Source organism: Aeromonas sp. 602396 (assembly GCF_049173735.1).
GTDB lineage: Bacteria > Pseudomonadota > Gammaproteobacteria > Enterobacterales > Aeromonadaceae > Aeromonas > Aeromonas veronii_A.
The window spans coordinates 100,938-114,821 of the sequence record NZ_JAAKSD010000018.1; the positions used below are offsets into that span (position 1 = coordinate 100,938).

The following is a 13,884-nucleotide window of genomic DNA, read 5'->3' on the forward strand; positions in this document are numbered from 1 at the left end:
ACGACAGGTTTCATCGAGTTGACATTGCATGTCATTGCTTTATGTTAGCCGGCAATGATAAAGCATTATTGCGGCCAGGGCTAACAGCCAAGTGCTGCTTTCCACCTTGGTCCTCTACTTATGCACGATCGCGATTCCCTGCTATTGCAGTGGGCACGCCGTATTTCCGGTGATGCCAATCTTCAGTTGACCCTCATTTCCGGTGATGCCAGCTTCCGTCGCTACTATCGCGGTGGTGGTCTGGTTTGGGTGGATGCCAATCCGAAAACCGAAAAAAATCATGAGTTTGTTCGTAACGCGGCCGCCTTGCAGGCGCGTCAGCTGTTGGCGCCAGAGGTCAAGGCGGTGGACTACGAACAGGGTCTGCTGGCGGTGAGTGACCTGGGCGATACTCAGCTGATCAGCTGCCTGAACGAACACAACGTACTGGCCTGGTATGGCAAGGTGATTGATTTGCTGCCCCGCCTGGGGGCGGTTGAACTGGCGCTTGAACCCTTCGATGCGGCATTTATGGCGCGGGAGAACAGCATTTTCCCCGAGTGGCTGCTCGGCCATCATCTGCAACTGAGCCTGAGCCATGAAGAGCAGCAACTGCTGGACGAGACCTTTGCCTGCCTCACCGCCTGCAATCTGGCCCAGCCGCAGGGGGTGATGCATCGGGATTTCCACAGTCGCAACCTGATGGTATGTGGCGGTGATACCCCCGAGAGCAGCCGGCTGGCCATCATCGATTTTCAGGATATGGTCATCGGGCCGCTCACTTATGATCTGGTCTCCTTGCTGAAAGATTGCTACGTGCTCTGGCCGGACGAGGTGATCGATGAAGGGATGCGCCACGGCTTTGCCACCCTGCAACAGGCGGGTCTGCTTGGCGAGCTCGATTATGCCAGTTTCCGTCGCGATGCCGATCTGACCGGCATGCAGCGCCACCTCAAAGCGGCCGGAATCTTTACCCGGCTCTATCATCGCGACGGCAAGTCCGGCTATCTCAAGGATATTCCCCGTACCCTCGGCTACGTGGTGGATGTCTGTCGCACTCATGGTGGTGCCTATCCGGTACTGGCCCGTTTTGGTCAGTGGTTGGAGCAGGTGGTGTTGCCGGGGGTCGCCAATGCAGGGGTAAAACCATGAAGGCGATGATCCTGGCCGCTGGCCGTGGCGAGCGGATGCGCCCGCTGACTGACCTGCTGCCCAAGCCGCTGCTGGCGGTGGGGGGCAAGCCGCTTATCGTCCACCATATCGAAAAGTTGAAGTCAGCTGGCGTGACCGAGCTGGTCATTAACCACGCCTGGCTCGGCCACAAGTTGGTCGAGAGCCTTGGTGATGGCAGTGCGCTTGGCGTGACCATCCACTGGTCAGCCGAGGAGAGCGCGCTGGAGACCGCGGGCGGCATTGTGCAGGCGCTGCCGCTACTGGGCTCTGAACCTTTTTTGGTGATCAACGGCGATACCTGGCTCGATCTCGATTATCACACTCTGGTCAGCCAGCCCCTTGGCGATGATCTGGCCCACCTCTGGCTGGTGCCCAATCCGCCCCAGCACCCCGCCGGGGACTTTGCCTTGCAAGAAGGGCGAGTTATGGATACGCCAGCGTTTACCTTCAGCGGGGTCGGACTATATGATCCGGCGGCCTTTGCCGGTCTCGCGGGCGGTGCCCGCAAGCTGGCGCCCCTGCTCCGTGACTGGATGGCGCAAGGGCGGGTGGGCGGCAGCCTGCTCGCTGGCGAGTGGCGCGATATCGGCACGGTCGATCGACTGCGCGAGCTGGATGACCAGCTCCAGGCCCGCACTCATTAACTTCAAGAGGTCTTGAACCATGCGTATTTGGGGTAAGGTGCTGGGCGCCTTCTTCGGTTTTCTGCTCGGCAATATCATCGGCGCCCTGATTGGCCTCTGGATCGGCCACCGTTTCGACCGTGGCATGGGGCTGCAGGGGGCGTTTCGTCGCGGTCCGAGTCAGGAGCAGCAAGCCGTCTTCTTCCATGCCACTTTCTCGGTGATGGGTCACATCGCCAAGTCAAGCGGTCAGGTGACCGAACAGGAGATCCGGGTTGCCTCCAACCTGATGGATCGTATGCGGCTGGCGGGCGAACAGCGTGCCCGGGCGCAGGAGTCGTTTCGTCTCGGTAAGGAGGCTGACTTCCCGCTGCGCGAGACCCTGGCCGAGTTCCGCCGTGCCAGTCTGGGGCAGCGCGACATTCTGCGCTTCTTCCTCGAAGTGCAGTTGCAGGCGGCCTTTGCCGACGGGCGGATAGAGGAGGGCGAGCGCGCCATTCTGCACACCATTGCCGACGAACTGGGCTTCAGCCGCATCGAGCTGGCCCGCATTCTGGCGATGGCCGAAGCGCAGATGAACTTCTTCAATCAGGCTCATGGCCAGTATCAGGGAGGCCATTCCGGTGGCCAGCAGTATCGACAGGCGGCACCCTCTGCGGATCGCCTCAAGAATGCCTACCAGTTGCTGGGGGTGAGCGAGAGCGACAGCGATCAGGATATCAAGCGCGCCTACCGCAAGGAGATGAGCAAGCATCACCCGGACAAGCTGGCCGCCAAAGGGCTGCCACCGGAGATGATGGAGATGGCCAAGGAGAAGACCCAGGAGATCCAGCAAGCATGGGAGTGGATCCGCGAGGCCCGCGGTATCCGGTAAGCGCCAAAATCTGGCTGTAACAGACAATAAAAAGCCCCGCAGCAGTGCGGGGCTTTGTTTTGCCGTGTGGCTCAGGCCGGGTTATTTGGCCGGAATCGCTTCCAGCACGTGCACCAGCAGTTGCCAGAAACGCTCGACAGCCGGGATATGTACCTTCTCGTCAGGGGAGTGGGCCCCGCGGATGGTCGGGCCGAAGGAGACCATGTCCCACTCCGGATAGGCGCTCTTGAACAGACCGCACTCGAGACCGGCGTGGATCACCATCACGTTGGGCATAGTGCCAAACAGAGTCTGGTAGCTGTTGCGTACCAGCGCCATGATGGGGGAGTCCACGTTCGGCGCCCAACCCGGATAGGCTCCGGTGAATTCGCAGCTGGCACCCGCCAGGGTGAACAGGGAGCGGGTCATCTGCTCGATGCTCTCGCGGCCGGAGTCGATCAGGGAGCGGATCAGACACTGGACGTACACTTCGCCATCCTGAGTCTTAATGACCCCCAGGTTGGTAGAGGTTTCGGTCACGCCGGGCATGGCATCGCTCATGCGCATCACGCCGTTCGGGCAGGCCATCAGGGCATCCAGCAGGCGCTGTTGCAGGGAGACACTCATCAGCTTGGCCGGTTTGGCAGCGTTGTTGACCAGCACGGTCAGGTTCGGCTCGGTGGCGGCCAGTTCGGTCTGGTAGATCCCGGTGTAGCGGTCAACCAGCGCCTTGAACTCGTTCACGCTGGCAGCAGGCACCAGCAGGGTGGCACGGGCTTCGCGCGGGATGGCGTTGCGCAGGGTGCCGCCGTGGATCTCGGCCAGACGAACACCCAGCGGCTCTGCTGCTTTGAGCAGACGCACCAGCAGCTTGTTGGCGTTGCCACGACCGCGATGGATATCACAACCTGAGTGACCGCCACGCAGCCCTTTTACGGCCAGTTCGAACGCTTCGCCTTCGCTGGCGTCAACCAGCTCGAGCTGGAAGCGGATATTGGCATCCACACCGCCAGCGCAGCCCATATAGACTTCGCCATCCTCTTCGGAGTCGGTGTTGAGCAGAATTTCGCCCTCCAGCCAGCCCGCTTCCAGACCGAATGCGCCGGTCATGCCGGTCTCTTCGTCGGTGGTCAGCAGCACTTCCAGCGGACCGTGTTTGATGGTCTTGTCAGCCAGCACTGCCAGGCAACCGGCCATGCCTATGCCGTTGTCGGCACCCAGAGTGGTGCCACGGGCCGTGACCCACTCGCCATCGACATAGGCATCGATGGGGTCGGTCGCGAAGTCGTGTTTGGTGTCGGCGTTGGCCTGCGGCACCATGTCGATGTGGGCCTGCAGTACCACGGCTTTGCGGTTTTCCATCCCCGGGGTGGCCGGTTTCTTGATGATGATGTTGCCGACCTTGTCCTGCTTGACCGCCAGACCTTCCCCTTGAGCCCATTGGATGATCCAGGCGCTCAGTTTGGCTTCATGTTTGGAAGGGTGGGGAATGGAGCAGATCTGTTCGAAGAAATGCCAAATCAGTTTGGGAGAGAGAGAGCTAAGCTGTGCCACGTCGGGACTCCTTACCAGCACGGAATTAACAGGGCCCCATCAGCGGGCCGGGGAAGAGGATAACGATAATACAGTCAATCACACAAAAATGTGAGCAATCAGCGCAAATCGCAGGCAGCTTGTGCTGGCTGATGGCAACCAGGCAGTACGATCGTCAGGTTCGGACGACGCTGACCGATAGAAAAGAAAATGTGTGACCGATCTCACAAAAATATTGAATTTAATGCACCGACTGGTAAATTAGCTCCCGTGGTTCGCCACCCGTCAGGATGACGATGAAAGCCTCCAGGGAACCGAAGCAAAGCAAGTGCGCCTCCATGGAACCGAGTGTTCGTTCAAGGATTTGAGCCCGCATTAAAGGTACGTAACTTGTTAAGCAATCAGGAGTTTCAATATGCCAGGCAGCAACTCAACCTATTGGTTTGCCCCCTCTTTGTATACCCAGGGTTTCAGCTACCCTAACCCCTTCGTCACTCGTCGCTAAGACGAGCTGCCCAACCAGGCAGAGGCTAGAAAGCAGCAGGTGCGTGAGGTAAACCCTCCCCCTGCTATTTTTTTATCTGCGATTTGCCGCACAGTCCCATTTGGGTTCGGCAGCAGGGACGGCAGGTTAGTCGTTTGGCGCTCGAGATGTGCCGAATGGAGAGGGGGATGCCGATTTTTCCTGTTTTTGGCATACGTTTGCCAGGCATTTTCTCTGCAAACGGTGCTATCATATCGGCCCAACAGCCTGTCCGCGGTTTGGACACTTCATCTAACCGATCGCCGGATAAGCCCATCTTGCTTCCATTGTTATCAGATTTGCTGCCGAGGCTTAGCCCTGAGGCAGCCGAAGTGCAATCTGAATTCAGTCGGGCAAGGGCCGCCATTTACTGGCATCCGCAGGGATAATTGCGGGTGTTTTTGTTTTAAGTGATTGTTTTTAAATAACTATTCGAGATCGATAACATGCCGAAAAAGTTCTATGTGTCGTGGGACAACCTGCAACGTGAAGCTCGCCGTCTGGCCCGTCGTCAGCTGCCTGTCAGCCAGTGGAAAGGTATCATCGCGGTCAGCCGTGGTGGTCTGGTGCCCGCAGCCCTGATGGCCCGTGAACTTGGCATTCGTAATGTGGAAACCCTCTGCATCTCCAGCTATGACCATGACAGCCAGCGCGAGCTGGTGGTCGTGAAGGCTGCCACCACCGCCGGTGACGGGGAAGGCTGGCTGGTGGTGGAAGATCTGGTGGACACCGGCACTACCGCCAAGGCGATCCGCGAGCTCTATCCGAAAGCCAAGTTCATCGCGATTTTCGCCAAGCCGATGGGCGAAGCGCTGCTGGATGATTTCGAAGTGGCGATCCCGCAGGATACCTGGATCGAACAGCCGTGGGATATGGCACTGGAGTTCGCCACACCGATCTGCGACGAAAAGTAACAGGATCGGGATGTGACGCTCGCTGCGTCCATTGGTCGCAACCGGCAAGAATGGTTTCACAGGGCTCCAATTTGGAGCCCTGTTTTTTTGTGTATCAATCTGTTGCAGGGTGGCTGATGGGCAGTAAAAGTGGTTAAGATGAGCTATTGCCTGATATGAATAGGACACAATCTTGGACTTGAACGACGACCTCAATCTGACCGAAAAGCTGTTTACCCGGGTCAAGAAGGTGCTGGAAACTTCCGAGATCTCCAACTCCAGCCCGGCGGACATTGCCGAAGCCGAGTCAGACGAGATGTTTATCGACGGATCCATGTCAAAGAGCTGGTATCGCCTGCTGCGCCGCCCCTCCTGGACCTGGCAGGGGGCTGATCCCATCGAAGTGGAGCAGACCCTGGCCCGCATCGCCATGGCGACCGGCGAGCGCACCCACGATTGCTATCTCGATACCATCAAGGGCTATGTGCCCGGCAACTGGATCTACGAGTGGAGCCAGGTGGCTGGCAACTATTTCAAGCAGGGCCGCGAACTGCGCGAGAAGGGTGATCCTTCTGGTGCCTTGAAACAGCTGCTCAAGGCTGTGCGCTACTACTCCATTGCCAGCTATCCCCATCTCAAGGATGACGAGCTGGCGGATCAGGCCCAGCTGCTCGGTAACATGGCCTATCGCGAGGCGGGTCGCCTGTTCAAGGTGCCGCTCAAAGAGATCCAGGTGCCTTTTCGCGGCAAGCATATTCAGGGTTATCTCCACTTGCCGACGACCGAAAAACCGGTGCCGCTGGTGATCATCAGCGGCGGGATCGACTCTCTGCAGCTCGATTTCCTCAACTTCTATCTCAAACGGCTCGAGCCTAACGGTATCGGCATGCTCTCCCTCGATATGCCCGGGGTCGGTTATGCCGAGCATTGGCCGCTGGTGCAAGATACCAGCCGTCTCCATCAGGCGGTGCTCCATTATCTCTCCGAAGTGGCCTGGGTCGATCATCAGCGTATCGCCATGGTGGGGATGCGTCTGGCGGGTAATATCGCAGCCAGACTGGCCTTTATCGAGCCGTTCAAGCTGCGCACCGTGGTCTGTGTCGGCGCCGGGGTCAATCAGGTGTTTACCAATCAGGAGCTGTTTGCCAAGTGCCCGCGCATGATGCGGGATAGTCTGGCCAACCGGTTGGGGGCGGATGCTGCGCAGTGGGACGGCATGCGTACCAAGTGCCAGGTATTTTCACTTAAAACACAAGGATTACTGGGGACTCGCACCTCTGTGCCGATATTGAGTATTGGACACAAGCGAGATTTTATTTGTCCCGAGCAGGATGTACGGGCATTGGCGGCGGCCAGTCGTAACGGCAAGGCCATCGTATTCGACAAACAGCCTTTGCTGGAGGTGTATGACAAGGCGCTGGACGAAATCGTCGAGTGGCTGAAGCAGCATTTGTGTACCTGACATTGCGCTAAAGAACTGACGCCATCCCGAGGTGGCGCGGCTTGTTTAACAGGGAGGTTAACATGTCTGAAAGAGTGACCTACAAGCGACTGCTGAGGCAGTTTGCTGCCATTGGCCCCTATTTGCGCGAAGATCTCTGCGAAGAGGGGCGTTATCGTTTCGACTGCCTGTCGGTCTGTGTCAGCGCCAAGCCGGCGCCGGACAAACGGGAGTTCTGGGGCTGGTGGCTGGTGCTGGAGCAGGACGATCACCATTTCCGTTACCACTATCAGCTCGGTTTCTACAATGCTGATGGCGAGTGGCTGGACAAGCCGATCCCCAAGAAGCACCAGGTAGAAGTGGAACGGACCCTCAACCGTTTCTACAAGCTCATCAGCGACAAACTGACGGCACTGGAGTGCCAGTTAGCGCCAGCTGATCAGGTCACCAATGAGTTGACCGTGACCGCTGCTTGATCCCTGATGCCCGGCGAGCAGCATCCCGCTGTTTGCCGGGCCATCAGTCAGCCATCTCCCCTTCCGACCGCAATCATCCGGGCATTTGCTTCATCTCCTCACCCCGGCGTTAATTGCCTTGCAGGGCACCATGGCCGTGGGTATAAAGATATTCCTTACTTTTTAGCCTTTATGCTCCCATGGAAAACAGAACCATAGTCGTCAAGTTGGGCACCAGCGTGCTCACAGGGGGGTCTTCCCAGCTCAATCGTGCCCATATGGTCGAGCTGGTCAGACAGTGTGCGGCCTTGCACCGTCACGGCCATCGGGTCGTGGTCGTCACATCAGGAGCTATCGCCGCCGGGCGTGAACATCTGGGCCACCCGCCACTGGCGCCAACCCTGCCCAACAAGCAGATGCTGGCGGCGGTTGGTCAGACCCAGCTTATTCGGGTATGGCAAGATCTGTTCAACCTCTACGGTCTGCATATCGGCCAGATGCTGCTGACCCGCGCCGATCTGGAAGATCGGGAGCGCTACCTCAACGCCCGCGACACCATGCGCACCCTGCTCGATCACCGCATTATTCCGGTGATCAACGAAAACGATGCGGTGGCGACCGCCGAGATCAAGGTCGGCGACAACGACAACCTCTCCGCACGGGCCGCCATTCTGGCGGATGCGGATCTGCTGATCCTGCTGACCGACCAGAAGGGGCTGTTTACCGCCGATCCGCGTACCAATCCCGATGCCCAGCTCATTGAAGAGGTGCAGACCATCGACGATACCCTGCGCTCGTTGGCGGGTGACAGTGTCAGCGGCCTTGGCACCGGCGGCATGGCTACCAAGTTGCAGGCCGCCGATGTGGCGCGTCGAGCTGGTGTCAACGTGGTGATCGCGACCGGCCAGATGCCGGAGGTGATTGGCCGTCTTGCCAAGGGTGAGCGGATTGGCACCCTGTTCCCGGCGCTGGCGTCCCCGCTAGAAGGGCGCAAGAGCTGGATCCTGGCAGGCCCACCCCCTCACGGCGAAGTGCATGTGGATCAGGGGGCTGTCGCCGCCATGAAGGAGAAAGGCTCCAGCCTGCTGCCCAAGGGGATCGTCGCGGTCAAGGGCGATTTCATTCGGGGCGATGTAGTGCGCATTCTTGATCCCAAGGGCGCTGAGCTGGCCCGCGGCATCTGCCGTTACGACCATCTGGAGCTGGATAAACTGCGCGGCGTTCACTCGGATCAGATTGAGCAGGTACTGGGCTATGGATATGGTTCAGTAGCCATCCATCGAGACGATATGGTGCTGCTCTAATCAGGGCGGCACGGCATGAACAAAAGGGAACCGAGATGAGTCTGGAGAAAATGGGGCAGGCGGCCCGTGAAGCTGCCTATCAGCTGGCTACCATCAGCACGGCGCAGAAGAATCGGGCGCTGGCCGCCATTGCCGATGAGCTGGAGGCGCGCAGTGAGCAGATCCTAGCGGCCAACGACAAGGATATTGCGGCTGGCCGTGAGGCGGGCTTGTCAGAAGCGATGCTGGATCGCCTGCTGCTCAATCCGGCCCGGCTGGCCGGTATCGTGGCAGATGTGCGCAAGGTGATCACGCTGGACGATCCGGTCGGTGCCGAAATGGATAGTCGGGTGCTGGAAAATGGCCTGCGGCTCTCCCGTCGTCGGGTGCCCATTGGGGTTATCGGCGTCATCTACGAGGCGCGCCCCAACGTCACCATCGACATCGCCAGCCTCTGCCTCAAGACCGGCAACGCCAGCATACTGCGTGGCGGGCGCGAGACCTTCCACTCCAATCTGGAGCTGGTGCGGGTGATCCAGCATGCCTTGGCGGCCTCCGGTCTGCCCGAGGCGGCGGTGCAGTACATCGACAACCCGGATCGGGCGCTGGTCGGCGAGTTGCTGCGTCTCGACCGCTATGTGGACATGATCATCCCCCGTGGCGGTGCCGGCCTGCACAAGATGTGCAAGGAGAACAGCTCCATTCCGGTCATCATCGGCGGGTTCGGTATCAGCCATATTTTCGTCGACGAGAGCGCCGATCTGGTGCGCTCTCTGGCGGTCATCGACAACGCCAAGGTGCAGCGCCCCTCCGCCTGCAATGCCCTCGATACCTTGCTGGTACACGAGAAGGTGGCTGCCACCTTCCTGCCGCAGCTGGTGACGCTGATGAACGAGCGCAAGGTGACGCTTGTGGCCGCGCCCAACGCCATGGCGCTGCTGGTGGGTGCCGACAACCTGTGCGAGGCAGGGCCGGAGGATTTCGATACCGAGTGGCTCGGGCTGACCCTGGGGGTCAAGTTGGTGGCGGATGTGAACGAGGCGCTGGCCCATATGCGCGAGCACAACGCCGGCCACTCCGATGCCATCCTGACCAACGATCTGGCCAACGCCGAGCGTTTTGTCAATGGCGCCGGTTCGGCGGCTGTCTATGTCAACGCCTCCACCCGTTTCACCGATGGTGGCCAGTTTGGTCTGGGCGCTGAAGTGGCGGTCTCGACCCAGATGCTGCATGCCCGTGGCCCCATGGGGTTGACCGAGCTCACCAGCTACAAGTGGGTAGGGCAGGCCGATTACCTCAGCCGCGCCTGACAACAGGTTGTGTCAGATACAAAAATGCCGACCCTTGGGTCGGCATTTTGTTTGGCAAATATCGCGAAGATATCAGGCGTTCGGGTTACTCCCCCTGATAAAGCACCTTGTCACCGGATTTGAGCACATAACCCTTCCAGATAAAGAGGGTGTAGCCGCTGCCTTGCCATGACCAGTTGCCTTCCATGCCCTGACGGGCAAGCTGGTGCTGCTCGCCAGTGGGCAGGGTGAGCTCGGCCTTGCTCTGATCGGTGTTGAACAGCACGAACGCACTGCTGGTCTGGCCGGCATCGGTCGGATTGAGCCGGATGCCCTGCTCGAACAGTCGCACGCACTGGTTGGTGAGCGCCGACCACTGATAGCCCGCACTGCCGATACAGCCGTGGCTGTCGCGATCGCTGCCCACCAGATGTTGTTCCGGTGTACTGCATGCCGCCAGCAGCAGAGAGGCGGCCATCAGAGTCAAGGTTCGCATGGTTACTTCTGATCCTCTTCGAGGTTGTCCCGTTCGATGACGATATTGGAGAACCCCAGCTCTTTGAAGTAGTTCTCCCGGTAATCCTTCACGCTCTTCTTGTCGCGCCGGCACACCTGAGCCAGCTGAGCTTCCATGGCGTGGAAGCTGGCGAGATCGATCCCTTCGGCAGCGGCAACCGCATCATAGATGCTGTTGAACTTGTCGTTGGCATAGCCGATCGTTTTGGCCTGCTTCTTGTAGGTGTAGGTAATCTTGAACGCCATGGCGTTATTCCTTTGATTTGGCTTGCTTGCGCTGAACGTAGAGGTAGAGGCTCTCTACCTTCTCCCGGGCCCATGGGGTCTTGCGCAAGAACTTCAGGCTGGATTTGACGCTGGGCTCATGGGTGAAGCAGCGGATATTGATCTGCTGCCCCAGCTCTTCCCAGCCGTAGTATTCGACCAGCGCGGTGACGATGGCTTCCAGCGTCAGCCCGTGCAGCGGGTTGTTCTTCTGCGAGGCGTTCGGTTGCTCGCTCATGCCTGCTCCGCCAGCTTGGCAAAGGGCTGACCCATGCGGGTGGTGACCCCGTTGGCCAGATGGGGTTCAAAACCGGCCAGCATGCCCGGGCCAAACAGGCAGACCACGGTGCTGCCCAGCTTGAACAGGCCCATTTCGGCGCCTTTCTGCAGGGTAATGGCCTCGTCGCCGGTATAGTCCCAGCGCACCACCTTCTTCTCTTTGGTCGGCGCAATGTTGCCGGCCCAGATGGTCTCGATGCTGGCCACGATAGTGGCACCGACCAGCACCAGCGCCATCGGGCCGTGCGGAGTGCGGAAGGTGGCGACCACTCGCTCGTTGCGGGCAAACAGGTTCGGCACGTTCTCGGCGGTGAGCGGGTTGACGGAGAAGAGATCCCCCGGCACGAACACCATGCTCTCCAGCACGCCATGCAGCGGCATGTGGATGCGGTGGTAATCCTTGGGCGCCAGATAGATGGTGGCGAAGTCGCCATCCTTGAACGGCGCTACCAGATCCTCATAGCCGCCCAGCAGCTCGCGGGCGCTGTAGTCGTGGCCCTTGGCCTGAATGATGCGACCCTGCTGGATCGGGCCGAGCTGGCTGACGGTGCCATCGACCGGCAGCGCCAGAGTCATGGCATCTTCTACCACGGGGCGGATGCCGGGCTTGAGCTCGCGGGTGAAGAACTCGTTGAAGCTCTTGTAGTGGGCCGGATTCTCGTGCAGCGCCTCGCTCATGTCGACCTTGTACTGCTTGATAAAAGCCTCGATCACCCTGGTGGTGATGTTGCCCGCTTCGGCGGCGGCAAACTTGCCGATCAGACGGGAGAGGGCGTGCTTGGGCAGACAGTATTGACCGGCAATTTTCAGGTTGTCAGTAATGCTCATGTTCATCATCAACGTAGGTTAAACAGGGTCACAGGCGCGCCTGTTGGCGACCGTGACGGGCTTCCTGCATGGTTTCCAGGATGCGGTGATAGTTGTGGAAGCGATCAGCGCTGATGGCGCCCGCGTCGACCGCGGCGCGCAGGGCACAGCCGGGATCGTCCTTGTGGGTACAGTCGCGGAACTTGCAGCCACCCAGGTAGTCGCGGAATTCGACGAAGCACCAGGTGATGCGGTCGGCTTCCAGATGCCAGAGGGCGAACTCGCGGATCCCGGGGGAGTCGATGAGATCGCCACCGCTCGGGAAGTGGTAGAGCCGCGCCGTGGTGGTGGTGTGCTGGCCGAGCCCCGAGTTTTCGGAGATCTCGCCGGTCAGCACATCCAGCCCCGGCATCAGGGCGTTGGTGAGCGAGGATTTACCCACCCCGGACTGGCCGACGAAGATGCTGATCTTGTCGGTCAGTGCGGCTCTAAGCTCATCCAGCCCTTCGCCGCTCTCGCAGCTCACCAGCAGCACCTCGTAATTGAGTTTGCGGTAGGTTTCGAGCTGGCTTTCGATGCGCGCTCTGGCGGCATCATCGAGCATATCGACCTTGTTCAGCACGATGAGGGGGCGGATCTCCACATCCTCGGCGGCCACCAGATAGCGGTCGACGATGTTGGTGGAGAACTCGGGCATCACCGCCGAGACGATGATGATCTGGTCGATATTGGCTGCGATGGGTTTGACCCCGTCGTAGAAGTCCGGCCGGGTCAGTACCGAGTGGCGCGGATGCACCGCCTCGATGACGCCCGCTGTCGCGGCATTGAGGCCGGGACGCCACACCACCTTGTCGCCGCACACCAGACTGCTGATGCTGCTGCGCCGCAGGTTGCTGCGGTGGATGGTGCCATCGACCGCTTCCACGTCTGCGTGCTGACCGAAACGGCTGATCACCACCCCTTCGATGGCGGGGCCAAACAGGGTGTCATCCACCACTGTGGTGTGATCTTTTTGCAGCCGCCGTTCGCGGTTGGCCTGGACGCGCCTTTGTTGACCCAGATTGAGTTTTGCTTTCTTTGCCACTCGATTCGCCAGTTTATGAACAGATCCAAAGCCAGTATGATACATGCAAATTGGCAAAATTCCGCCATTCCTCCCAATAGAGAGAGCAATCATGACAGTCAGCGCGCAGAACCTGGTATGGATCGACATGGAGATGACGGGTCTCGACCCCGAAGAGAACGTGGTACTGGAGATTGCCACCATCGTCACCGACAAGGATCTGAACGTACTGGCCGAAGGGCCGGTCATCGCCATTCATCAGAGTGATGAAGAGCTGGCCAAAATGGACGACTGGAACGTCAACACCCATACCAAGAGCGGTCTGGTCGCCCGGGTCAAGGCGAGTCAGCACGATGAGGCGAAAGCCATTGCCGAGACCCTCGCGTTCATTCGCCAGTGGGTGCCGGAGCGTACCAGCCCGCTGTGCGGCAACAGCATCGGTCAGGATCGCCGCTTCATGGTCAAGCACATGGCCGAGCTGGAAGCCTTCTTCCACTACCGCAACGTCGACGTCAGCACCATCAAGGAGCTGGTACGCCGCTGGCAGCCGGAGTTGCTGGATCAGTTCAAGAAGAGCGGCACCCACCAGGCGCTGGACGATATCCGCGAATCCATCGCCGAGCTGCAGTTCTATCGCAGCCACGTCTTCAAGATCTGATTCCCCGGCAAGGGGTTGTCATACTCTGGCTGCTAAAATCGACAGTTCGGCCAGCTTTTGAGCGAACGCGCGCAACCAGACAAAAAAGCCCTTGCAATTGGAATGACTGCTCTTATAATTCGGCTCCCGTACAGTAGCGCAAGCAACCAAATGCTGTTCGGCCTGTTTTAAGGTAGTTGCGGGAATAGCTCAGTTGGTAGAGCACGACCTTGCCAAGGTCGGGGTCGCGAGTTCGAGTCTCGTTTCCCGCTC

15 protein-coding genes and 1 tRNA gene are annotated in these 13,884 nt (G+C 59.4%); 10 read left to right on the forward strand and 6 right to left on the reverse strand.

Annotated features, from left to right (window positions below; genetic code table 11):
- The first annotated feature begins 120 nt into the window (after window positions 1-120).
- From G5229_RS18805 to djlA, 3 genes are read left to right on the forward strand one after another with little or no spacing between them, the layout of a single operon-like run.
- Complete coding sequence (locus tag G5229_RS18805; RefSeq protein ID WP_421210021.1) at window positions 121-1,131, forward strand: aminoglycoside phosphotransferase family protein; 1,011 nt, start codon at window positions 121-123, stop codon at window positions 1,129-1,131.
- A complete protein-coding gene (murU, locus tag G5229_RS18810; RefSeq protein ID WP_216952940.1) occupies window positions 1,128-1,796 on the forward strand; it encodes an N-acetylmuramate alpha-1-phosphate uridylyltransferase MurU in 669 nt (222 codons plus the stop codon). Before G5229_RS18805 ends, murU begins: the two co-directional genes overlap by 4 nt.
- 19 nt (window positions 1,797-1,815) lie before the next feature.
- Window positions 1,816-2,649 carry a co-chaperone DjlA gene (djlA, locus tag G5229_RS18815; protein WP_421210023.1) on the forward strand — a complete coding sequence of 278 codons (834 nt, stop codon included), beginning with the start codon at window positions 1,816-1,818 and terminating at the stop codon, window positions 2,647-2,649.
- Window positions 2,650-2,730: 81 nt separating this feature from the next.
- Here the strand turns inward: djlA and G5229_RS18820 are convergent, their stop codons facing one another.
- Window positions 2,731-4,182 carry an aminoacyl-histidine dipeptidase gene (locus tag G5229_RS18820; protein ID WP_421210025.1) on the reverse strand — a complete coding sequence of 484 codons (1,452 nt, stop codon included), beginning with the start codon at window positions 4,180-4,182 and terminating at the stop codon, window positions 2,731-2,733.
- 948 nt (window positions 4,183-5,130) lie between these two features.
- Between G5229_RS18820 and gpt the strand changes: the two genes are divergently transcribed.
- From gpt to G5229_RS18845, 5 genes are all read left to right on the forward strand, one after another.
- Window positions 5,131-5,598 carry a xanthine phosphoribosyltransferase gene (gene gpt / locus G5229_RS18825; protein ID WP_005339007.1) on the forward strand — a complete coding sequence of 156 codons (468 nt, stop codon included), beginning with the start codon at window positions 5,131-5,133 and terminating at the stop codon, window positions 5,596-5,598.
- Between the two features lie 172 nt (window positions 5,599-5,770).
- Window positions 5,771-7,039: an esterase FrsA gene (frsA, locus tag G5229_RS18830; protein WP_421210027.1), complete on the forward strand. Its 1,269-nt coding sequence runs from the start codon at window positions 5,771-5,773 to the stop codon at window positions 7,037-7,039.
- Window positions 7,040-7,101: 62 nt separating this feature from the next.
- Window positions 7,102-7,494 carry a sigma factor-binding protein Crl gene (gene crl, locus G5229_RS18835; protein ID WP_005339003.1) on the forward strand — a complete coding sequence of 131 codons (393 nt, stop codon included), beginning with the start codon at window positions 7,102-7,104 and terminating at the stop codon, window positions 7,492-7,494.
- Between the two features lie 179 nt (window positions 7,495-7,673).
- A complete protein-coding gene (proB, locus tag G5229_RS18840; RefSeq protein WP_033114873.1) occupies window positions 7,674-8,777 on the forward strand; it encodes a glutamate 5-kinase in 1,104 nt (367 codons plus the stop codon).
- Window positions 8,777-10,066 carry a glutamate-5-semialdehyde dehydrogenase gene (locus G5229_RS18845; protein ID WP_421210034.1) on the forward strand — a complete coding sequence of 430 codons (1,290 nt, stop codon included), beginning with the start codon at window positions 8,777-8,779 and terminating at the stop codon, window positions 10,064-10,066. Before proB ends, G5229_RS18845 begins: the two co-directional genes overlap by 1 nt.
- An 85-nt stretch (window positions 10,067-10,151) precedes the next feature.
- On the opposite strand, the gene G5229_RS18850 is transcribed toward G5229_RS18845, so the two are convergent.
- From G5229_RS18850 to rsgA, 5 genes are read right to left on the reverse strand one after another with little or no spacing between them, the layout of a single operon-like run.
- On the reverse strand, window positions 10,152-10,541 hold the full coding sequence (locus G5229_RS18850; RefSeq protein WP_421210029.1) for a hypothetical protein: 390 nt from the start codon (window positions 10,539-10,541) through the stop codon (window positions 10,152-10,154).
- A gap of 2 nt (window positions 10,542-10,543) precedes the next feature.
- Window positions 10,544-10,807 (reverse strand): DUF2960 domain-containing protein, encoded by a 264-nt coding sequence (locus G5229_RS18855; protein ID WP_033114870.1) that lies wholly within the window; start codon window positions 10,805-10,807, stop codon window positions 10,544-10,546.
- 4 nt (window positions 10,808-10,811) lie between these two features.
- Window positions 10,812-11,063: a VF530 family DNA-binding protein gene (locus tag G5229_RS18860; RefSeq protein ID WP_104015615.1), complete on the reverse strand. Its 252-nt coding sequence runs from the start codon at window positions 11,061-11,063 to the stop codon at window positions 10,812-10,814.
- Window positions 11,060-11,932, reverse strand: a complete 873-nt coding sequence (gene asd, locus G5229_RS18865; RefSeq protein WP_216977074.1) for an archaetidylserine decarboxylase — start codon at window positions 11,930-11,932, stop codon at window positions 11,060-11,062. The genes G5229_RS18860 and asd overlap by 4 nt, the downstream gene beginning before the upstream one ends.
- Window positions 11,933-11,960: 28 nt before the next feature.
- Entirely contained in the window at window positions 11,961-12,995 is a 1,035-nt protein-coding gene (gene rsgA, locus G5229_RS18870) for a small ribosomal subunit biogenesis GTPase RsgA (RefSeq protein ID WP_216977076.1), read from the reverse strand.
- A gap of 91 nt (window positions 12,996-13,086) precedes the next feature.
- On the opposite strand from rsgA, the gene orn reads away from it, so the two are divergent.
- A complete protein-coding gene (orn, locus tag G5229_RS18875) occupies window positions 13,087-13,632 on the forward strand; it encodes an oligoribonuclease (RefSeq protein WP_111900716.1) in 546 nt (181 codons plus the stop codon).
- A 178-nt stretch (window positions 13,633-13,810) separates the two neighbouring features.
- Window positions 13,811-13,883 (forward strand) — tRNA-Gly (locus tag G5229_RS18880).
- Window position 13,884 lies beyond the last annotated feature (1 nt).